The sequence below is a fragment of the Alishewanella sp. BS5-314 genome (genome assembly GCF_025377695.1).
In the GTDB taxonomy this organism is placed as follows: Bacteria; Pseudomonadota; Gammaproteobacteria; order Enterobacterales; family Alteromonadaceae; genus Alishewanella; species Alishewanella aestuarii.
This window is the reverse complement of the sequence record NZ_JACEHJ010000001.1, coordinates 442,621-463,442: the sequence shown is the minus strand read 5'-3', so window position 1 is coordinate 463,442 and position 20,822 is coordinate 442,621. Positions and strand designations below refer to the sequence as shown.

At 50.0% G+C, this 20,822-nt stretch carries 20 protein-coding genes and 1 pseudogene; 12 read left to right on the top strand and 9 right to left on the bottom strand.

What is annotated here, in order from left to right; genetic code table 11:
• Window positions 1-3: 3 nt before the first annotated feature.
• Window positions 4-1,194 carry an IS4 family transposase gene (locus tag H1D31_RS02160; RefSeq protein ID WP_261255181.1) on the bottom strand — a complete coding sequence of 397 codons (1,191 nt, stop codon included), beginning with the start codon at window positions 1,192-1,194 and terminating at the stop codon, window positions 4-6.
• Window positions 1,195-1,285: 91 nt separating this feature from the next.
• On the opposite strand from H1D31_RS02160, the pseudogene H1D31_RS02155 reads away from it, so the two are divergent.
• A pseudogene (locus tag H1D31_RS02155) lies at window positions 1,286-1,807 on the top strand (efflux RND transporter permease subunit); the annotation flags it as partial.
• Window positions 1,800-3,182: an efflux transporter outer membrane subunit gene (locus H1D31_RS02150; RefSeq protein WP_261255594.1), complete on the top strand. Its 1,383-nt coding sequence runs from the start codon at window positions 1,800-1,802 to the stop codon at window positions 3,180-3,182. The pseudogene H1D31_RS02155 and the gene H1D31_RS02150, both read left to right, overlap by 8 nt.
• A gap of 106 nt (window positions 3,183-3,288) precedes the next feature.
• Here H1D31_RS02150 and H1D31_RS02145 read toward each other — a convergent pair whose 3' ends face one another.
• The 3 genes from H1D31_RS02145 to H1D31_RS02135 form a co-directional block, all read right to left on the bottom strand.
• Window positions 3,289-4,233, bottom strand: coding sequence for a DUF4435 domain-containing protein (locus H1D31_RS02145; RefSeq protein ID WP_261255591.1), 945 nt, complete (start codon window positions 4,231-4,233; stop codon window positions 3,289-3,291).
• Window positions 4,233-5,579, bottom strand: a complete 1,347-nt coding sequence (locus H1D31_RS02140) for an ATP-binding protein (RefSeq protein ID WP_261255589.1) — start codon at window positions 5,577-5,579, stop codon at window positions 4,233-4,235. The genes H1D31_RS02145 and H1D31_RS02140 overlap by 1 nt, the downstream gene beginning before the upstream one ends.
• A gap of 521 nt (window positions 5,580-6,100) precedes the next feature.
• The gene (locus H1D31_RS02135; RefSeq protein ID WP_261255587.1) at window positions 6,101-6,553 is read right to left on the bottom strand and encodes an SRPBCC family protein; all 453 of its coding nucleotides are present in this window, start codon (window positions 6,551-6,553) and stop codon (window positions 6,101-6,103) included.
• A gap of 208 nt (window positions 6,554-6,761) precedes the next feature.
• Here H1D31_RS02135 and H1D31_RS02130 point away from each other — a divergent pair, with 208 nt between their 5' ends.
• Window positions 6,762-7,184, top strand: coding sequence for an acyl-CoA thioesterase (locus H1D31_RS02130; protein ID WP_261255585.1), 423 nt, complete (start codon window positions 6,762-6,764; stop codon window positions 7,182-7,184).
• A gap of 29 nt (window positions 7,185-7,213) precedes the next feature.
• On the opposite strand, the gene H1D31_RS02125 is transcribed toward H1D31_RS02130, so the two are convergent.
• Window positions 7,214-7,636 carry an Rrf2 family transcriptional regulator gene (locus H1D31_RS02125; protein ID WP_261255583.1) on the bottom strand — a complete coding sequence of 141 codons (423 nt, stop codon included), beginning with the start codon at window positions 7,634-7,636 and terminating at the stop codon, window positions 7,214-7,216.
• A gap of 156 nt (window positions 7,637-7,792) precedes the next feature.
• On the opposite strand from H1D31_RS02125, the gene H1D31_RS02120 reads away from it, so the two are divergent.
• Both H1D31_RS02120 and H1D31_RS02115 read left to right on the top strand, forming a co-directional pair.
• A complete protein-coding gene (locus H1D31_RS02120) occupies window positions 7,793-8,692 on the top strand; it encodes an NAD(P)/FAD-dependent oxidoreductase (RefSeq protein ID WP_261255581.1) in 900 nt (299 codons plus the stop codon).
• Window positions 8,693-8,725: 33 nt separating this feature from the next.
• Entirely contained in the window at window positions 8,726-9,430 is a 705-nt protein-coding gene (locus H1D31_RS02115; protein WP_261255579.1) for a class I SAM-dependent methyltransferase, read from the top strand.
• A 34-nt stretch (window positions 9,431-9,464) separates the two neighbouring features.
• Here H1D31_RS02115 and H1D31_RS02110 read toward each other — a convergent pair whose 3' ends face one another.
• Window positions 9,465-10,067, bottom strand: a complete 603-nt coding sequence (locus tag H1D31_RS02110) for a DUF502 domain-containing protein (protein WP_261255578.1) — start codon at window positions 10,065-10,067, stop codon at window positions 9,465-9,467.
• A gap of 228 nt (window positions 10,068-10,295) precedes the next feature.
• Here H1D31_RS02110 and H1D31_RS02105 point away from each other — a divergent pair, with 228 nt between their 5' ends.
• Both H1D31_RS02105 and H1D31_RS02100 read left to right on the top strand, forming a co-directional pair.
• The gene (locus H1D31_RS02105) at window positions 10,296-10,919 is read left to right on the top strand and encodes a LysE family translocator (protein WP_261255575.1); all 624 of its coding nucleotides are present in this window, start codon (window positions 10,296-10,298) and stop codon (window positions 10,917-10,919) included.
• A gap of 152 nt (window positions 10,920-11,071) precedes the next feature.
• On the top strand, window positions 11,072-12,532 hold the full coding sequence (locus tag H1D31_RS02100) for an aminoacyl-histidine dipeptidase (RefSeq protein ID WP_261255573.1): 1,461 nt from the start codon (window positions 11,072-11,074) through the stop codon (window positions 12,530-12,532).
• A gap of 62 nt (window positions 12,533-12,594) precedes the next feature.
• Here H1D31_RS02100 and H1D31_RS02095 read toward each other — a convergent pair whose 3' ends face one another.
• The gene (locus H1D31_RS02095) at window positions 12,595-13,104 is read right to left on the bottom strand and encodes a lipocalin family protein (protein WP_261255572.1); all 510 of its coding nucleotides are present in this window, start codon (window positions 13,102-13,104) and stop codon (window positions 12,595-12,597) included.
• Between the two features lie 76 nt (window positions 13,105-13,180).
• Between H1D31_RS02095 and H1D31_RS02090 the strand changes: the two genes are divergently transcribed.
• From H1D31_RS02090 to H1D31_RS02075, 4 genes are all read left to right on the top strand, one after another.
• Window positions 13,181-13,558, top strand: a complete 378-nt coding sequence (locus H1D31_RS02090) for a DUF2237 family protein (protein ID WP_261255570.1) — start codon at window positions 13,181-13,183, stop codon at window positions 13,556-13,558.
• Complete coding sequence (locus H1D31_RS02085) at window positions 13,548-13,796, top strand: TIGR03643 family protein (RefSeq protein WP_008951041.1); 249 nt, start codon at window positions 13,548-13,550, stop codon at window positions 13,794-13,796. The genes H1D31_RS02090 and H1D31_RS02085 overlap by 11 nt, the downstream gene beginning before the upstream one ends.
• Window positions 13,797-13,878: 82 nt before the next feature.
• On the top strand, window positions 13,879-15,336 hold the full coding sequence (locus tag H1D31_RS02080) for an NAD-dependent succinate-semialdehyde dehydrogenase (protein WP_261255569.1): 1,458 nt from the start codon (window positions 13,879-13,881) through the stop codon (window positions 15,334-15,336).
• A 68-nt stretch (window positions 15,337-15,404) separates the two neighbouring features.
• The gene (locus H1D31_RS02075) at window positions 15,405-16,910 is read left to right on the top strand and encodes a sensor domain-containing diguanylate cyclase (RefSeq protein ID WP_261255567.1); all 1,506 of its coding nucleotides are present in this window, start codon (window positions 15,405-15,407) and stop codon (window positions 16,908-16,910) included.
• Between the two features lies 1 nt (window position 16,911).
• Here H1D31_RS02075 and H1D31_RS02070 read toward each other — a convergent pair whose 3' ends face one another.
• Window positions 16,912-18,990 (bottom strand): alpha/beta hydrolase family protein, encoded by a 2,079-nt coding sequence (locus tag H1D31_RS02070; protein WP_261255566.1) that lies wholly within the window; start codon window positions 18,988-18,990, stop codon window positions 16,912-16,914.
• Between the two features lie 128 nt (window positions 18,991-19,118).
• The gene (locus tag H1D31_RS02065) at window positions 19,119-19,850 is read right to left on the bottom strand and encodes a helix-turn-helix domain-containing protein (protein WP_261255565.1); all 732 of its coding nucleotides are present in this window, start codon (window positions 19,848-19,850) and stop codon (window positions 19,119-19,121) included.
• A gap of 266 nt (window positions 19,851-20,116) precedes the next feature.
• Here H1D31_RS02065 and H1D31_RS02060 point away from each other — a divergent pair, with 266 nt between their 5' ends.
• Entirely contained in the window at window positions 20,117-20,812 is a 696-nt protein-coding gene (locus H1D31_RS02060) for a hypothetical protein (RefSeq protein ID WP_261255564.1), read from the top strand.
• Window positions 20,813-20,822: the final 10 nt, after the last annotated feature.

The window sequence follows — 20,822 nt, the reverse complement described above, 5'->3', positions numbered from 1 at the left end:
GTATCAGCTCTTTGCCAACTTGATTTGCGCCCAGTCCCACTGAGCAGCCCAGTGCAAGATTTGCTTTAGCCCTTGCTGATAATGTTGCCTGCTGATTGGGAGCTTGGGTTCATTACATAGCAGGATGCCGAGGAAGTTCAGAGCAAGTACCCGTCGATTTCTTACTGTGTTAGCCTGATATCGTAAGTGCACACCTGCTATTTCACCTGCGGCTCCCATCAGGTAGTGGAACCAATTTGCCAGTGCAGCCAATAGCAGCAATATATTCAAACGTGATTTACACTTGGTGCCGTGCAAGTCACTCCCTAAGCCATAGCGCGGGCTTTTCTGGTCGCGGAAACTTTCTTCTATTTGCATCCGGCTGCTGTAGCATTTGGCGATTTTATCCGCATAGTCATGACACTCAGGTAACGATGACACCAATAACCAGGGTTCTTTGTAAGATTTATTTCTATCACGCTTCAAGAGCTTATAGCCTTTACCTACCAGAATAGCGCGGGTTTCATATTGCTGCGTCTGAGTCAGCACGATTGCGCCTACGTGTTTGGGTGTAGCGCGAGCCTTTTTATAAAGAGCATTCACGGTTATAAATTCTGTTTGCTCTGTAAGCTTAAGTTTCACGTTGCCTCTGACTCTGGCGACATAATGCCAGCCTAATTGGCGTACCTGTTTAAGCCAGGGCACCTTGAAGCCAGCATCGGTGACGATAACGGGCTTGCAGTCTTTGGGTAACATGGCCTTGAGCTGTTTTAAAAACGCGCGGTGCAAATGTGGGCAAGTATACTCTTCTGCTGCCGCCACTTTTTGTAATAGCGTCAATGCTCTGCCATCAGCGGCCATACTGGCTCGCAGTATAAAGTGCCGTTTCGCGGTATCAGCGTTGCTCCAGTCAACCAGAATGAGCGGTTGCGATTTACTGCTAACGACAGACTTAGTCATTGCTGCATAGATAAGAGGCAGTTCCCGTTGCAGATTGGCATTGCTGAGTAATCTATCCGCGCGCTTGATACTGATTTTGTCGGACGATCCTGGCATTGCGCGCCCTATGGCGGTCACAGTGCAACGCGCGTCTTTAGCAAGCGCAGTAACCGCGTCTAATAAGACAGAAAATCGCGCTTTATGCATAGTTTTGGGGGTGACAAATCCGAGGAAATCGGCGAGCATTCTTTTCACATTCATGGCTGTTAATGACATGGTTTAGTTTTGGCGAACGATCAGATCAGGAACGGCCATGAATGTTCCCTAATCGCCTAACTTTTTATTTTAAATGCAGAATTTCTGGGGATACCTCAGACTGGCGGCACAATACGAGAGCTTAAGCCTGCCACTGGCGATTATTCTGATTATTCCGATGACCTTGTTATCGGCGCTAAGCGGCGTACTGATTTACGGCGGGGATAACAATATCCTCACCCAGATTGGTCTTATTGTCTTAGTGGGGCTGGCAACCAAGAATGCCATCTTAATTGTCGAGTTTGCCAAAGAGCTGCAAGACCAGGGTATGCAGGCGCTGGATGCTATTCTGGAAGCCAGCCGCCTGCGGTTACGACCAATCCTGATGACCTCTATCGCCTTTATTATGGGCGTGGTGCCGATGGCGTTTTCCAGCGGTGCCGGTGCCGAGATGCGTCAGGCACTGGGGGTAGCGGTATTCTCCGGCATGATTGGGGTAACGATTTTTGGCCTACTGCTGACCCCGCTGTTCTACTATATGCTGGCAAAACGTGGTGCAAACACCACCGCTCCGGCGGCGCCGCAACAGGCCAAGCCTGCTCAGCCAGCTAGCGTGGAGGCAACTCATGCGTAACAGCTTAAAAGTATCCGTTATTGCGGTATTGGTCGCGGGCCTGACTGCCTGTGCTGTCGGGCCAGACTATCAAACGCCGGTTAAGGTGGCTGATATCAGCGTTAGCAGCCCCTATCAGCAAGCTGAGCAGCTACAAAACTGGTGGCAGGCCTTTGATGATGCTGCATTAAATCAGCTTATAAGCCGTGCCTTGCAGCAAAACCGCACGCTGGCAGAAGCCAGCGCCAATGTAGAGCGGGCCTGGGCGGTATTTCGTGATGCCGATAATGATTTACTGCCCAAAGGCACGCTCGACGCCGGTTATCAGGCCAGTGAAAACGGCACTGTGCTGCCGGACGATAACGGGGTAATTAGCCGCGGTTATAGCACCGGTGCCAGTTTAAGCTGGGATCTGGATATTTTCGGTAAGTTGCGCCGGGCCAGTGAAGCGGCAGAGGCACAAGCGCAGCAAGCCGATTTACTGTGGCATGATGCGCAGTTACAGATCATCAGCCAGGTAGCGATAAGCTATGGCGAATACCGTGGCGCGCAGCTGCGTCTCGCCGTAGCCGAGCAAAATCTGCACAACTTACAGCAAAGCCGCACTATCGTGTTGGCGAGATTAGAGGCCGGTATGGCGTCGGAGCTGGAGCTGGCGCAAATAGATGTACAGTTGCATCAGGTGCAGGCCTCAGTACCGGCGTATCGGGCGGCTTTACTTAGCGCCGATGCGACCTTGTCGGCGTTACTGGCCATGCGCCCGGGCGAGCTGAAACTGGGTTCAGTACCCAAGTTACCAGAGTTAACGCAGCCGGTGGCGTTGTTGGCCGGTGAAAACTACCTGCGCTATCGCGCCGATATTGCCAGCAGTGAGCGGCAACTGGCGGCACAAACGGCCAGCATTGGCGTAGCCACAGCGGATCTGTATCCGAATCTGTCGGTGCGGGGCTTTTTAGGCTTTATCTCCGGCCCCGGTTTAACCCTGAGTAGCGATACGCAAAGTTGGTCAGTGGCGCCGACGCTGAGTTGGCAGGCCGCCGATTTAGGCTCGGTGAGAGCGCGTATTCGCCAGGCCGAAGCCAGCACGCAAATGGCGCTGGCCCGCTTTGAGCAGCAGGTCTTTACCGCCATTAACGAGATGCAGTTGTCGTTAACCAGCTATAACCTAAGCCGCGAGCAGCAATTAAGCGCCGAGCAACAATGGCACGCCAGTAATAAAGCGGTGCAAATTGCCCGCGCCCGCTATAACGCGGGCAGCGGCGAGTTTTTTGATTTACTGGATGCAGAACGCGAACAGCTACGCAGCCGCGATCAACTGGCGCAACTGCAACAGCAAAGCTTTATCCGTTTAGTGGGTATTTACCGCAGCTTTGGGGGTGGGATACAGTTGATTTAGGCTGATTTTTTGCTAAAAAGCCGGGGTGATCCGGCTTTTTGGTGAGTGGTCTATATGTCAAGAAAACTCTCAAATTAATTTTTTCTACACTTAACATCTAAAATTTTTACGCAGCAAGTTGCCGTGCAATATCGTCAAAAAAACTATTCAAACAATCAGGTACATCTGCATATTGAGATAGCTCCGAGATACAGTTATCTTTTGATAGGCTTAGGTTAACCTTTCCCTTCTTAGAAAAAAAACGCTGCGTTTTAGCTACTCTATCCTCCTTCAATTTAGTTAAAAACAACCTGAAAAATTCTAATTGTTGTTTTCCTCGATATGCTAACGTCACATCTAGATTATTCAAAATATTGTCAGCTTCCTCAACAAAGCGTTGATTCAATATAAGATTGTCGTAATCTTTAAATAATTCCTCTGGATTATCAGAATAGACTCGTCTCACCCTATCTAGCGAAACATCGATGAGTGCGCTTATTTTGATACTTTGTACATTTAAAGACCTTGGCGCTTCATTTCTATTCTCCATAAGCCTATGAGCCTTAACCCAACAATTAAACTTATGTACTGCTTTGTTGTGTTCGTTTAAGCGATCATTGAAAGTTTTTATGCACTTATCAAAGTCTTCAGAGTTTTCATTAAACTCGGTTATGTTAAACTCACAAGCCAAAATTCTTTTGAAGACGGATTCGCTAACATAGTTGTTTTCAATTGAGTATCCGTTTGTTATATATATTTTATCTTTTTCAGGGTTTGAAAAAGAGTAATGAAAATCTCTGTCAATAAAACACCTATAATTTGATTTTTTATATATCTCATGTTTTGAGATTATCTCATGTAGGTTCAAAACAACATTTTTTCCTCCAGAGTTTATGCCGCTCCATTTGTCTTGGCCAATTTTTAGGCTTATTCTAGAGGAAAAGTATTTTTCATCTTGCCCCTCAAATATACATATTAACTTTATTTCTTTTTTAGAATGGATTCTTGTGAATTCTAAGAACTTCACCGAATGAGAGCTGCCTTGTTCCTGCATTAAAATGACTCTATCCATTACAGCTCCTTAATGTAATGCCCTAAATCTACTGTGTTAGCAGCAAGTTCATTTTCAAAAATAAAAGGAGAGTGAGTTGTGGTAAAGAGAAAAGTACATTTTCCAGAATTCAAAATGTCTGGAAGCAAGGTCTTTTGCCACTCAAGAGACAGTGATAATTCTGGTTCGTCAAAAAACAAAGCAAGATTTGATTCTCTTTTTAAATATAGGCGAGCGAATAGTGATATTATCTGCTTTTCACCTGAGGACAGATTCTCAAGATCTACTGTCTTGCCATTTTTTCTCCTTACAATTTTAATTGTTACGCTGCTTTCATCGTAGTCAACCTTTTTATCAACTAGATACCTATTACATACTTCGCTAAAGTCTTGAATAGCTTTGTCATTATCTTTTTGTTGGGCATACACTTTAACTAAATTAGAAATGAAGTATACTAATGGTTCGTGTCCTTCGAGAATTTCTTTTGATTCAACTAGCTCAATTATTTTTTCTTTGTCAGATTTGTTAATGTTGCTACCAATACGGTCTAGAACTATTTTTAATGCCGCTTCATCAATTTTGCTTTTTGAGTCCTCATCAAGTTTAAATCCGTCAACTAATTGACTAAGCATTTCACCATTTATTTTTGAAAACCACTCAACCGATGAGGATTTTATTTCTTCTGTTATTTCTTCAAATCTTTTCCTTACATCTTTCATCCCAAAGTTAATTGAGTAATCTTCAAGGAAATCGTTTTGATTTATCTCTGCCAATTCTTCAAACTGCTGCTCTACGCGCCTGTATGTAGGTAAGTAGACAATGCTAAGCCCAAAGTTCTCTCTAATTTCGGATAGCTTTTTCTTTCCCCCTACGAAATCTTTAAAATCAGTTCTATCGTTTGATATGTCGTTCAATATTCCTAATAGTTGTGTTGAATGAAGATCAGATTTTCTGGAAATATATTTAAATATGTTGCTATCAGTAAATGCTTTTCTAGATTGGGAGTAGTAGCCCTCTAAAAGTCTTACAGTTTTATCCTCACCACACTTTCTTGACAAAAATTCAAATATGCCATTTGAACGATTATTACCTCTAAAATCCTTCAAAGAAATCTTAAGCTCGTCTGTATTAAAAACGAATTTTGCACCGTTAGAAAAATCAATCTCTATACTTTCAAAATCAATTTCCTTCAGTTTTGATAAATCTCCCGTGAGTAGCGCAAATAGTCCATTTAGAACTGTGGTTTTACCATGTCCATTTTCCGCAACTAAAATCTTGACGTTGCTAGTGAAGTTTATTTCAACGTCCCTTTCGTCATACAATTTGCGAATTGCAAACCTTGTTATTATCGGATTAATAGTATTCATTAGCTTCCTATTTTAATCATTTTACTGAAAACGCAGGCCTAGCACTTTTCTCACAGACTAGCACTGTACCTTTTCTCCGGGACACTTTTTTGCAATCAACTCAGCCCTAAGCAGGCCGCTTTTTTTAGTAACCGGGCCGAAAAATTCGGGCGGAGTTTGGCTCTATAGGCATAGTGAATATGCTTTAAACCTTTAGCTGTCAGCAGCGAAATACTCACTTCGGTATCCATCTCTACGGATTCGACAGATTTTTCTATCTGATTTAATGTAGACAGTGCGTGGCTTAACTTCATAAGACATCCCTTTCTCGTTATTCTGGCTAACAACTACTTTCAAAAGTAATTGAAGTTTTTCATATTTATCAGGTTGTACCGAATATCCAATCTAGAACATAACCGTTGGATGCGCAACTTCAATAATCTGACGTTACTGCTTTATATCCCGTTAAAATGAAGCTCAGTACCCTTAGAGATTCTAATAACTGAAAGCCGGATAAATCCGGCCTTTTTTCCTCTGCCTGATCAGACTTGATCCGGGATTTCTGGTTCGGTCAGCAGCGCCAGCAGCTGCAAGGATTCCTGCCAGCCGGCATAACAGAATTCAGCCGGTATGGCTTCCGGCACACCGCTTTGCTCAATCGTCAGTTCGGTACCTATTATTACCGGCTTTAAGCGGATCGTTACCTGCATCAGGCCGGGCAAATTAGGGTCGTCAAACTGGTCATTCAGGCGGATCAGGGTATTGGGTATTAACTCCAGGAAGGTGCCGGCAAAGCTATGGCTTTTGCCGCTACTAAAGTTAGTGAAAGCCATTTTATAACCACCGCCAACCCGGGCGTCCATACTCAGTACCCGGCAGGTAAAACCATGCGGTGGGTACCATTTTACTAACGCCTCCGGCTCTAAAAAGGCACGATAAATCCGCTCTGGCGGGGCCATTACTACCCGATGTAGGGTTATGGTATTGCCTGACATTATGCATCTCCTGCAATTAAGGTGTGGTTTGTGGTTGTGATCAAGTGTAGTCGAAACTGTCAGAGGCGGAGTGACGCTATCGGTTGGCCGGTCAGCGGATATCGCAAAATGGCGGCAGTCTTGCTATCGTTAAAGCGGCTGGTGCATTGGTGCAATACGCCAACAGGGATATACTTAACTTTCAAACAATGATGTTACAGGTGAGAAGATGCGTTTTTTAAGCCGTCGGTTGGTGATGCAAGGTGATTTAAATTATGCCAATGCCCTCTTTGGAGGCAGGGCATTAGAATGGATAGACGAGGAAGCGGCGATTTACGCCATTTGTCAGTTAGAAACCAATAGCCTGGTGACCAAGCATATGGGCGCCATCAGTTTTGAAAGCCCAGCCAAGCTGGGTGATGTAGTCGAGTTTGGTTTGGCCACCAAAGCGGTGGGCCGAACCTCTATTACGGTAAGCTGTCTGGTGCGTAACAAGGCCACCAAAAAAACCATCTGCTTTGCCGATGATATCGTTTTTGTGCGGGTAGATGCGCAAACGCAACGGCCAGAGCCGCACCATAAAACCTTAGAGATGTTGCAGTCGCAGACGTTAAAAGAGCTGCGCACCTTGAATCTTGATACGGGTGAATAATCTACAGTTTTTAGCAGATGGTTTATTCATTATACTGGTGGTTGGGTAAAACCTACTGCCAGTTTATCCAGTGTGACTTCAGCAAAGCGTTGTAATACCAGCGCTTCTGCTTCTTGCAGTACGTCATCAATTGCCAAATTTACTGCTTGTTCTATCGGGCAGTTATTGTGTTCATCGGTTAAACCAATAGTAAATAAGGAGCTCTCGCTAAGCGAACGGTGGATATCCAGCAGGGTGATCTGCTGCAACGGCTTGGCTAAGGTCCAACCGCCGCCATGACCTTTGACGGCACTGACATACCCCTGTTCCCGTAACAATGCCATAGTACGCCGCACCACAACCGGATTGGTGTGCAGCATCAGTGCCAGTTGCTCGGAGGTAATGGCGTGTTGCAACTGTTGCATATGAACTAATACATGCAGCATTCGTGATAAACGGCTGTCTTTTCTCATTAGTGACTCTTTCAATTTTGTCTTGCTGATTATTCTAACGCACTTTCAAGATACTTTTCATGTTACAAGAGTTGCTTTTGCTTTTTATGTAACTTATGATGTTTCTTGATTTGTGTTTTGACACTTGGCCTTTTTATACGGCAGCGAGGTATAGCAATGATCTGGGATGCGATAGTAATAGGCGGTAGTTTTGCTGGTTTGTCGGCAGCGCTGCAATTAGCGCGGGGGCAGCGGCAGGTATTGCTGATTGATGCGGGCGAACCGCGCAACCGTTTTGCGGTGCAGTCACATGGCTTTTTCGCTGCCGATGGAGCAGAGCCCGGCGCATTGCGCGGCCTGGCCTGGCAGCAAGTGTTGGCTTACCCAACGGTGCAGTTTCGGCAAAGCCGGGTGCATAGCGCGCAAAAATTAGCTAATGGCCACTTTAGCGTGAGTGACGAAACAGGTCAGCAGTATCAGGGGCAGACACTGATCCTGGCTACCGGGGTACAGGATACGTTACCTGATATCGCAGGGCTGTCGCAGCGTTGGGGGAAGTCTGTAATTCATTGCCCCTATTGCCACGGCTATGAATTTCGTCAGCAACCTATCGCGGTCATTGCTACTGGCGAAGCCTCGATCCACCAGGCGTCTATTTTGCCAGACTGGGGACCGGTAACCTATTTTAGCCAGAGCACCTTTATCCCTGATGCGGAGCAACAGGCTCTGCTAAAGCGGCGAGGGGTAATACTGGAAGATACAGTGGTCGTTGCCGTTGAAGGTGATGGCGATACTATCAGTTATCTGCGGCTTGCAGATGGCCGGCAAATCGATACGCGGGTTGTGTATGTGGCGCCCAAAACTGCCTTTGGCCACAAGCTGGCAGAGCAACTGGGTTGTGAATTGGAGCAGGGGCCCCTGGGGGCTTATCTTAAAACTGACGCCATGCAACTTAGTTCAGTGCCGGGATTATTCGCTGCCGGTGATATGGCTAGCCCAATGCATAACGCTATGTTGGCTGCGGCGGCAGGTGTTAAAGCCGGTGCCGCAGCACATAGGTACTTGATGTTGGGTTGATATTGTTAATTACCAGATAACGCCGGAGCGAATATGGATAACCACGCGCTACTTGCCATATTTGAACAGCAGGCCGCCCACTATGATACACAGTGGGACAAAATAGCCCCGGTTTACCAGGGCTTGTATTTTATGTTGGCAGCGGTATTTGCCGATTTACCTGCTGATGCCAGGATCCTGTGTGTCGGCGTAGGTACTGGTAAAGAGTTGCTGTATCTAGCTAAAAAATTTCCGGGCTGGCGCTTTACCGCCGTAGAGCCTGCGTCAGCTATGTTGCAGGTTTGCCAGAAAAATGTGCAAGCGCAGGGAATTGCAGCGCGCTGTGATTTTCACCAAGGGATATTGGAAACGCTGCCCGCTGGGCAGTGCTACGACGCTGCGACGTGCTTGTTGGTATCGCATTTTATGCAAAATAAGTCAGATCGCACGGGCTTTTTTCGGCAAATTGCCGATAGGTTGCAACCAAATGCACTGTTAGTGAACGCTGATCTGGCGGCAGAGACAACAGCTACCCAATACGACGCCATACTAGAGGTATGGCAACGTATGCGATCTGCAACCCGTCCCTCAGCTGAAGCACTATTGCAGATGAAGCGAACCTATGCCAACGATGTTGCCATTTTGCCCGCTTCAGCGGTGGCGCAGCTGATTGCCGATGCCGGCTTTAGCTCGCCGGTAAATTTTTATAAGGCTGGGTTAATGCAGGCTTGGTTTAGTAGGAAATTGGCATCTCGCTAACGTCGGTTTTTTAAACTATGTGCTGCTTTAGAGGTTATTTACCCGGCGCTTTACTGCTACCCAAGCCGCCGCTAAGCACCAGTTGCAGGGCTTCGGCGGGCTTCATATCAAGGCTGCGGGTGCAACTGCGTGGCACTATAATGGTATAGCCGCCAACGTTATAGGCCATCGGGATAAACACCGCCAGTTGTTCTTCCTGCATCAGTGACGACATCCGGTCTTCTGCCTGGCCGCCTTGTTTGGTAACAATGCCAATCAGTTCAATCTCGGATGACGGCAGCTTAACCATCACCACCGAACCATCACTAAAGTTTTTGCCGGCCATCACATCAATCAAATCTTGCAACATGCCGTAAATTTGTTTGCTGCCCGGCAGTTTCATTAATACCTTGCCCGGCAACTGCCAGAGCCAGTTCACACCTGCCCAGCGCGAGCTAAAACCAATTACCGCACAGGCGATGACAAAACACAGTATTGCCGTGCCAGGCAGATACCAGCTGGCCGGGATCAGCAATTGCACCACAGGGGCGAGTACGCTTTCGATCGTGGTCAGCAGCCAGCGCAGCAGCTCGATAGTAATAATTAACGGCAGTACAATCGCCAGGCCTTTTAATAAACTTCTTACCACTATTTTCATCAGGGATTTCAATCTGCAACAGTCAAAGTAGCGCTAGCATAACAGTGATCAGGAAGTGGGCGCCAGTCTGGGGCTGATTGGCCTTTAGCGGTTAGATTTTGTATGTCTGGCACTGTTTTAACTGTGAGGCGAGGCGTGCGAGTGAACAGGATAATCTAAAAGTTAGTTTAGCTATTGCTGCAATACGTAGAAGTCGCCAGAATAAGCGGCGAGTCTACCGGGGTACTTATGGTTAATCTGACATTATTGGGCGCTTTTATTCCCACCTTTTTATTTGTCTCTGTTACGCCGGGCATGTGTATGACGCTGGCCATGACCTTGGGGATGAGTCAGGGCGTGCGTCGTACCTTCTGGATGATGTGGGGCGAGATGCTGGGCGTGGGTTTAGTTGCCATGGCGGCGGTATTAGGTGTAGCCGCTCTGATGCTGAAGTTTCCGGACCTGTTTCAGTGGTTTAAGCTGCTTGGTGCCGCCTATCTAACCTATGTTGGCATCCAAATGTGGCGTGCCAAAGGCAAACTGGCGCTGCCGCAGCTGGGCTCAGCGCCGGTGATGTTACCGCGGCGCACCTTGTTTAGTCAGGGCTTTATTACCGCCGTGTCTAACCCCAAAGGCTGGGCCTTTCATATGGCGTTATTACCGCCCTTTATTGATAGCAAGCTGGCGTTTTGGCCGCAATTACTGGTGTTGGTGGCCATTATTCTGCTGCTGGAGTTTGGCTCTATGCTGTTGTATGCCAGTGGCGGTAAGGTGCTGGCGTTGTTTCTGGCGAAAACCAACAGAGTACAGTATTTAAACCGCATTGGTGCCAGCCTGATGTTTGGCGTCGCAATCTGGATGTTAATGGGTTAAAGCCGTCAGTTGTAAGAAATAGCTGACGACTGTCTATCCGGCTTTACGTTATTAATCGCAGCCCGCCGGCGATTAGCCGGTGGCTTATGCGCCTGCGATACAGGTTGTGATAAAATCACGACAATTTCTCTGCCCCTTGATCAGGAGTTGTTGTGACCGCTATTTCCAGTTTATACCCGCAGCCGCTATGGCAATGGTTCGCTCAAATCTGTGCTATCCCACATCCGTCCAAACATGAGCAGGCGCTTAGCCGGCATATTCAGGCCTGGGCGCGGGATAAAGGTTTAACCGTCGTGGAAGATAAGGTTGGCAACCTGATCATTAAAAAGCCGGCGACAGCGGGGATGGAAAACCGCAAAACCGTAGTGATCCAGGCGCATCTGGATATGGTGCCGCAAAAAAATGCCGATAAGGTGCACGACTTTACTAAAGATCCTATAGATGCCTATGTCGATGGCGAATGGGTCACGGCCCGGGGCACCACGCTGGGTGCAGATAACGGTATTGGTATGGCGTCGGCGCTGGCTATTTTAGGTAGTGACGACATTAAACATGGTCCGTTAGAGGTACTGTTAACGATCGACGAAGAAGCCGGTATGACCGGTGCCTTTGGTCTGGAAGCCGGCCTGCTCGACGCCGAGATCCTGATTAATACCGACTCGGAGCAGGAAGGCGAAATCTATATGGGCTGCGCCGGTGGTGTCGATGCCGAGTTTAGTATCCCCATGCAATGGCAACCGGTACCGGCTGGGCATCAGGCGTACCGTTTAAACCTAAGTGGTTTAAAAGGTGGCCACTCCGGGGTGAATATTCACTTAGGCCGCGGTAATGCCAACAAATTACTGGCGCGTTTTCTGGTTGAGCAGGCGGCAGCACTGGATCTGAAGGTCAGTGAAATCAGCGGTGGCTCACTGCGCAATGCGATTCCGCGTGAAGCGGGTGTTACCGTAACGCTGGCCGCAGATAACCGCGTCCGCTTAGAGCAGGCAGTAGCCGCCTTTGAAGCCGTGATCCGGCAAGAACTGTCAGCCGTGGAGCCGGCGATTAAATTCGCCGTAGCCGAGACCATTTTACCGGCCCAGGTGATGAATAATGACAGCCAGCATAAGGTACTACACCTGCTTAATGCCTGCCCGAACGGCGTTGTGCGGATGAGCGACGATATTGCCGGTGTGGTAGAAACGTCTTTAAACCTCGGTGTCGTCACTACCACCGGCGATACCGTCCAGGTGGTTTGTTTAATCCGTTCGCTGATTGACTCCGGCCGCGAGCAGGTTGAGAGCACGCTGGCATCATTAGCGGCCCTGACTGGTGTTGCGGTGAAGTTCAGTGGTGCTTATCCGGGTTGGAAGCCCGATCCAGCTTCGCCGGTCATGGCGATTGTTAAAGATACTTATCAGGCAATCTATAACAAAGAGCCGGTGATTATGGTGATCCATGCCGGTTTGGAATGCGGTTTGTTTAAAAAGCCGTACCCAGAGATGGATATGGTGTCGATTGGCCCAACTATCCGCTACCCACATGGTCCGGATGAGATGGTTAATATCGAAACTGTCGGTCAGTACTGGCAGCTGCTGCTGGCGGTTTTAGAGCGGATCCCCGCGAAAGCTTAATTTCATTTTTAGAGTAACAATACGCCGGCCTGTGCAAAGCGCAGTGCCGGCGTTTTTTTGGGCTAGCTACAAGGCGCCAGCCAGATCAGCTGATCCAGGGCAATGCCAATGCGTTCGGCTTCGGCCAGATAGGGCGCACATTCTGCAGCGGACAACTGTGGCTTGCGGGCCAGCAGCCAGGCGTAATCCAGGTTGGGCCCGACCACCAGGGCTATCTGGTAATCCGGATCCAGCTTGGCAATATTATAGCCGCCGTAAAAAGGCCCAAAGAATGATACCTTTAAGCGGCCGGTATTGCTGTCATCAACAAAGTAGGCTTTGCCGGTTGCACTTTTCCAACGTTGATTAGCGGCATCAAAGCCACGGTTTAGCACTGTCACACCGCCGTCCTGGCGCAGGCTATACTCGGCCGTTACCTGAGTCAGGCCGCGTTCAAAACGGTGATCGAGGCGGGCGATTTCATGCCAGGTACCCAGATAGCGCTCCAGCTCAAAAGGGCTGACCGGCGTCACCTTTTCCGGCACACTGGTACAGCCCGCGAGTAATAACAATAACAGCCAATAAAAACGCATAAAAATTTTCCTGCCAGGCAATCGGTTAGCTCAGTTTATACGTTTAATCACCATTATGGTTTTTTGATAAGTCGTTATGGCTCTCAATATTTTTGGACAAGCACTCACTGCTTGCTGTTTTGCGCCGCACACCGGTTTTTTTCGCGATGGTTTTTGCCGTACTAATCAGGCCGATTTGGGCAGCCATGTGCTGTGCGCTCAGGTAACCGCTGAATTTTTAGCTTTTACGCTAAGTCAAGGCAATGATCTAAGCACACCCAGACCAGAGTGGGATTTTCCCGGGTTAGTACCTGGTGACTTCTGGTGTTTGTGCGCACTACGCTGGTTAGCCGCCGAGCAGGCTGGGGTGGCACCACTGTTAAAATTGTCAGCGTGTCATCAACGGGCGCTGGAATTTGCACCGTTAGAGCTATACCAGCGTTATGCGGTAATGGAGGATGCCAATGACCTTTAATGATGAGCAGCGCTCGCGCATTATCGAAATGGCGTGGGAAGATCGTACCCCCTTTGAAGCGATTGAAAACCTATATGGCCTGAATGAGAGTGCGCTGATCCGTTTTATGCGTGCGGAGTTAAAGGCGAGTAGTTTCCGGCTATGGCGCGCCAGAGTCAGTGGCCGCAAAACCAAGCACCTGAAGTTGCGCAGCCCGGAGATTACCCGCGCTTATTGTCCTACCCAATATAAACGCTAACCTGATAACAAAGTTAGGTTTTATCTGTCTTAAGAGCATGTTTTAATAGCGGCAATTCCCTTGCTAAGCAGGAGTGCCGCCTATGTTAGCTCTCACCGATCCGGCGTTAGTTAAAACCCGCTCTTTTATCAATGGCCAGTGGCAAGCAGCAGGCCCCCATCGCTTTGCTGTGGTAAACCCGGCAAATGGTAAAACGTTGGCGCAGGTTGACGAAGCGACCCTGGCTGATGCCACTATGGCAGTTGAGGCAGCGGCGGCTGCGCAACCGGGCTGGGCCGCACTGGCCGCGGCAGAACGCGCCGCAGTGTTGATAGAATGGCAGCAACTGTTGTTGCAGCATGAGGCCGATCTGGCGTTATTGCTGACGTTAGAGCAGGGGAAACCGCTAGCTGAGGCGCGGGCAGAAATTCGTTACGGCGCCTCTTACCTGGGCTGGTTTGCCGAAGAGGCGAAACGGCTCTATGGCGATATTATTCCGGCGCCCGCCTCCGATAAACAGATCCTGGTGCTACGGCAGGCCGTGGGGGTCGTCACGGCCATTACCCCCTGGAATTTCCCCAATGCCATGTTAATGCGCAAAGCGGCCGCTGCGTTAGCTGCGGGTTGCAGCTTTGTGGTAAAACCAGCAGCACAAACGCCACTCTCAGCATTAGCCTGCGCCGAGCTGGCGCAGCGGGCTGGCGTACCGGCCGGAATTTTTAATGTCTTGGTTGGCACTAACGCCCAGCAACTGGGCGAGGTGCTCACCACCCACCCACTGGTTAATAAATTTAGTTTTACCGGCTCTACTGCTGTGGGTAAGACCTTGTTAAAGCAATGTGCAGAGGGCGTAAAACGGGTCAGTATGGAGCTGGGTGGTAATGCTCCCTTTATCGTGTTTGCCAGTGCCGATCTGGAAGCCGCCGCCGAGGGGTTAATTGCCGCCAAGTTTCGTAATGCCGGCCAAACCTGTGTTTGCGCCAACAGGGTATTGGTTGAAGAGACGGTACTCGAGCGGTTTATGCAGATCCTGTTACCTAAGGTGCAAACCCTGAAAGTGGCGGCGGGTACCGAGCCAGGTAGCGCTATCGGGCCCTTAATCGAGGCCAAAGCCGTGGCTAAGGTACAGCAGCTACTGGATGATGCCCTCGACCAGGGCGCGACCTTGCTGCATGGTGGCAAGCCGCATCCGGCCGGCTCCTTGTTTTTCGAGCCAACACTGCTAACCGGCGTTACGCCGCAGATGCAGCTATTCCAGCAGGAGATTTTTGGTCCGGTGCTGGCCATCACCAGCTTTAGCACTGAACAGCAAGCCATAGCCTTAGCTAACGCCAGCGATTATGGTCTGGCCGGCTATATCTATAGCCAACAGCTGGGTCAGGTATTCCGGCTGGCGCAGGCATTGCAAGTTGGTATGCTGGGTGTGAACGAAGGCATTATTTCTAACGCTGCCGCGCCTTTTGGCGGTATCAAACAATCGGGTTACGGCCGAGAGGGCTCGCGTTACGGGCTCGATGACTATACCCAGTTAAAATATGTCTGTTTGGGTGGTTTGATTTAAGTTATTACAAGGGCGTGGCGCTCTACTACACTAATAACTAACCCGATTAGTAGCGATATGGGGTGTCAATGGACGCACAGTTAAAGCAGTTAGCCGGCTTTGTTGCCAGCGCTAATACCGTTGAAGAGTTAACCCGGCCGATATTGCGACTTATTCAGCAGCTAACCGGCCTGGAGTCGACCTACCTGACCAGTATTAATGTTGATGCTGGCATGCAGCGTGTTGAATATGTTTTAAATGCGGGGCAGTTACAGCTGACCGAAGGTCTGGAAGTGCCCTGGCACGATACGCTGTGTAAAAGAGCGCTGCAAAGTGGGCGCTTTATCACCAATGATGTGCCAAACATCTGGCCAGACTCTGCCGCAGCCAAAGCATTAGGATTGCAAACTTACCTCAGCGTGCCGGTATTGGATGCCCGCGGTGAAGTTTGCGGAACACTGTGCGGCGCCAGTTCGCAGCAGGTTCAGCTGGACAACCCGGATGATGTATTACAGGTGCTGCAGCTGTGTGCTGAACTAGTGAGTGTGCAATGGACCCGCGATAAGTTACAGCACGCCGCTTTGGCCCGGGCCAGTGCTGCTGAGCGCGAGCTTGGTAAATTGCGCCTGCTGGCTGCCGTTAGTGAAATTTGCGTTGCCGCCCAATCCCTTAGCCTGGCGGTGATGCAAGTTGCCCAGGTGATGCAGCGAAGTGGAGAGTGGCAGCAACTACTGCCCTTTGAAACGCCTCAGCAACAGTTACTGCTGTTAGATCCGGCACAACAGGCACTGCAGCAAGCGCTGGCGCAGTGGCTTGCTACGCTGAGTGCAGAGGATCGTTGCCGCAATGTTGTTCCCCTCAACCCGGAGTTTCGCCCGCCTGAACTGTTAGATGCCCCGGCTTATCTGATTAATATCTTTGTTGGGCAACAGCCGGTTGCCGGTTTGCTGGCCTTACAACTGGCGGATAGTGGCTGCTCTGAACAATTATTAATTCTCTCCGGCATCAGTAATTCTTTATCCTTGCTGGCCGCTCGATTGGATGAGCACAGCATGTTACTGGATGCAAACCAGCAACTTACTTACCACGCCCGGCATGATGCCTTAACGGGTTTACCGAACCGTCGCTATCTACTGGAAGAGTTGGAACGGTTGATCGCCAGAGGTGTCCGGCAACAACTGGGTTTTTATCTGATCTTCGTCGATTTGGATAAATTTAAGCTGATTAACGACCAGTTTGGTCATGAAACCGGGGATGAGTTCTTACGGCAAATTGCCCAGCGCTTACAACAGGTTCTGCGCAAAGGGGATTTTGTCGCCCGTCAGGGAGGCGATGAGTTTGTGTTGCTGTGTCAGGCGCCGGAGATTTCAACCGAGCAAAGTGAGCTGATTATTAACCGGATCCGGCAATGTTGCAGTGGGGTATTTTCGCTGGGTGACTTTAAGCTACTGTATCATGGCCCCAGCCTGGGAGCGGTAAGCTGGCATAGTGGTGATAGCCAGGATATTGATTTGCTGCTTAGTCTGGCCGATGTGGCGATGTATCAGGATAAACAGCGGCGCCGGGCAATGCCAGCGCCGCAGCTGTTAAGCTAAGTTAGTCTTTCTGATAACGCTTAAACCAGGCCAGTGCATGCTCAATTTTGGCAATCATCCAGGATGGCCGGTTGGTCACGCCATGGCTGGCATCCGGTACCCGCACCATCACACTATCGATTTGTCGCAGCCGCAACGCCTGATAGTACTGTTCGGTATCGGCCATTGGCGTGCGGCGGTCTTGCTCACCGGTAAAGAGCAGTACCGGCGTACTGACATTGGCAACCAGCGATAACGGCGAGCGCTGCCAGTAGTGCGCCTGCTGCTCCCAGGGCATACCGGGGAACTGATTGCGGATCTGACCGACATAGCTGTCGGCGGATAGCACCTTCGAGGTCCAGTTCACCACTGGGTTTGTCGCTGCGGCGGCATTAAAGCGGTTGGTCAGGCCTACCGCATAAAGGGTGCCGATCCCTCCGGCAGAGCCACCGGCAATAAAGAGGTTGTTCTCGTCAATAAAGCCTTTGGCCAGCATGGCATCAACCCCCGACATATGATCCTGAAAATCATGCTCTGACGCGTAGTTGTAGTGCAGTAACATGGCAAAACGCTCACCATAGCTGGTGCTACCACGGTAGTTGTTATACAGCACCACATAGCCTGCTGCGGCATAGCGTTGCAGTTCAGCCGCAAACTGCGGACCATAGGCCAGATGTGGTCCACCATGAATTTCCAGGATCAGCGGATATTTTTTTCTGGGATCGAAATCAGGCGGCGTAATATACCAGGCCTGAATTTCTTCGTTACCGGCAGCAGAGGTATAACGCAGTTCCTGTACCTGGCCCAGCTTACGCTGCGATAATAAACCGCCATTTAGATCCGTTAGCGTGCGGCTGCGGCCATTGCTAAAAACTGCCACTTCAGCCGGGCGCTGGCTGCTACCCTGGGTATAGGCGACAGTGCCGTTTGCGGCGACACTATACATGCCGCTCAGATAAGGCCGGCCCCAACTGGTGCCGCCTAAATCGGCCACCAGATCGGTCATCCGATCGCGGGTGCTAATTTGCGCAACCTTGGTTTGACCACGATCGGTGTACTGAAAGGTCAGCGTCGAATTATTCACCCAGCTTGGGCTTTCGACGCTGCGATCCAGTTCCGCTGCCAGCATCCGGATCTCGCCTGAGCGCAGATCCAGCAACTTCAGTTTGCTATTTACATAAGAGACCGCATCCGGACGGGTATAGGTAAAGGCCAGAGTTTTGCCATCGGGTGACAGGCTCGGCTCAGCTTCTTCCCCTTCTAAACGGGTTAACTGATTAAGCTGCCGGCTATGCACATCTACCTGATACAAATCGGCTTGCCGGCTTTGCAGCTCCCAATCCGGGTGGCGGTTGGCCGGGAAAATCAGCGCTTTGCTATCCGCCGTCCAGGCCAATGGCCCATTATGCTGGTAAGGGCCGCTGGTCAGTTGCTGTTCGACACCGCCTGACGCCGGAACCACAAAGACTTGTGCATAAGCTGAGCGCATTACGCCGCGGCCATCGGCCTGATAGTAGGTACGTTCAACCACTATTGGGCTGGCTGACCAGTTTGCGTTAGCCGGCTTGCGCGGTTGATAGACGCTTTTGGCAAAGTCGGTTGCCGGTGCGGCCACCTCAGCCAGAAACGCCAGTTGCTGTCCGTCCGGCGACCAGCTGAGCTGACTGGGCCGAACTTGCAGCTGGCTGATCGCCGCAGTTTTTTGTTCGTTTAACCAGTGTACCTGGATCTGGCTGCTGCCATCACGGTCTGACACAAAGGCAATTCGGTTATTATCCGGTGCCCAGCGTGGCTGGCTATAGTTGAACTTGTCGGCAAACAACGGGTAATGGGCACCGGTTGCCAGATCCAGCAGCCACAAGCTGCTTTCAGTGCGGTCAGTCATAATATTATTTTGCTGGCGCACATAGACAATCCGTTTACCATCGGCGGAAATCTGCACATCGCTGGCACCGGCCAGACGGAAAATATCTTCGGCCTGCAGTGGCTTGAGCGCTGACGTCGCTGCATTGTTGCTGGTATTGGCCGCGGCTGGGTTAACTGCCAGGGCAGGAATGATGCTAAGGGCCGTCACCAGACTGGCCAGGGGGAACAGTTTCATAGAACCTCAATAGCAATGATTGTTGCCTGTACCTTACCTGTTCCGGCGCGCTCTGCCACTAAAAATCCGGCAAAGCTCATAAATTTCAGGACCATCGCAGGGCGGGCGCCCTGCGCTAGGTCAGTGGCTTAGGGCGTAAACTGCAACAGTAATACGCCGCCACACAAAACACCGGCCAGAAAGGTCACGGCAGGCACCCAGAGTGGTACGCCGCCGCGGGCATCTGCTTCCGGTTCAGCGTTCGTTTGCAGCGTTAATTGTTGTCGGTCTAACGCAAAGGCGGCGGCCAGGGCTTTACTGGTTTCCAGTGAAGCAATGCCATGCACCTCCACCCGCTGAATGGTTCTGAGGCTTAGGGCACAGATTTCAGCCAGTTGTTGCTGGGTCCAACCTTTTTCGGTTCTAAGCTGCCGGATAAGCTGTGGATTCAGTTGCATAGCTGACCCCTTAAACCAGATCGCCAAGCTGTAGCCAATCAGTGCACCGCAGGCACCACCCAGTAAACCGAACATAAAATATACGCCAAGGCGCTGCCACAACGGCTGCTGTTGCCGCAGTTGTTTCAGGTGCGCGAGCATCCGGGCCAGATCCCATTCGTCACTATCAACGGCTTTGCCATCGACCGAAAACTCGATGTAGTAGGGCCCTTTAAAAATGCTGGCGACTTTAACCCGGATCTCGGCTTTTTTGCCATCAAGCTCAAACTGGTGAGTTGAGTGATAGCGAAAACTGCGTTTTTCCAATACCAGCTGTTCATCGACATAAACCTGTTCTTTGCCATTGCTCATTGAGCACATGACTTTAATGGTGTGGTCGCCATAGTCAAAAAAACTCAGGGTAGCGTCGGTTTGGTTAGTCATCATCTTTCTCCTCGGTTGGTCTACCCCTATTACAGTGTGCCGGACCTGACAAGCGTGACGACAATACCCTGCCAGTCCGCCTACTGTCAGCTGACAGTAAGACGACAGTTTTAGCTTTTCAATACTTTATAGAAAAATGCTGAAACTTTGATCTGGATGCTGGTAAAGGCACCCTTGCCTGACTAGGCTTTGCTTGTCTGTACAAATTAGCAGCGGTTTCGCTGATATTTGCGGACCTGTTACCAGCTCAACGCGGGAGAGTTCTGATGCGTAACCTTATCGCTTGTTTACTGTTCAGTGCCTTGCTTTACGGCGCGCAGGCTATGGCTGCCGGGCAACTCTGGCTGGTAACACCACAAACGGCTACTGCGGTAGCTGCCGGGAAAGATGCTGCGTCACCGTTACCGTCAGCGCAGCAATTACAGGCCTTTCTCAGCCTCGATATCCGTAATCGGGCAGTCACCAGCTTTGATAGTCAGCTGTTGCAATTACAGGGTACTGGTATGCAGCCGGTGTTGGTAATACAGTACTGTTTTGAGCAGCAAAGTTTTGTTTTCCAGCCTGAATGGTTGGGGCCAACAGGCAATAATGATCTTTGGCTTAGCTCCGCCTTACTGCAGCAGCTGGGCTTGCCACAGCAACGCTTGCCAATGCAGATTGATGACTTTACTGAGCAATTTAGCGGGCAGGCCGATGAAAGCACCCAGATCCAATATCTGAACCGGCAGATCACCGTCCGCGGCATAATCCCAAGCCGGCTGACTTTACCCGGACCAGCTAACTTTGTGATCCGCAGTGATTGTAACCCGCCAACACAACAAGAGCGCAGCGTTATGCCGCCGCACTTTTTGTTATGGTGCGATTGCCCACAGGACGATTTAGCCCAGTCATTACAGCAGTATTTAACAGGCTTATATCGCCAGGTTGGGGTGCAGGTTCGGTTTGGTGTGCAGCGGTTGTAGAGTAAAAATT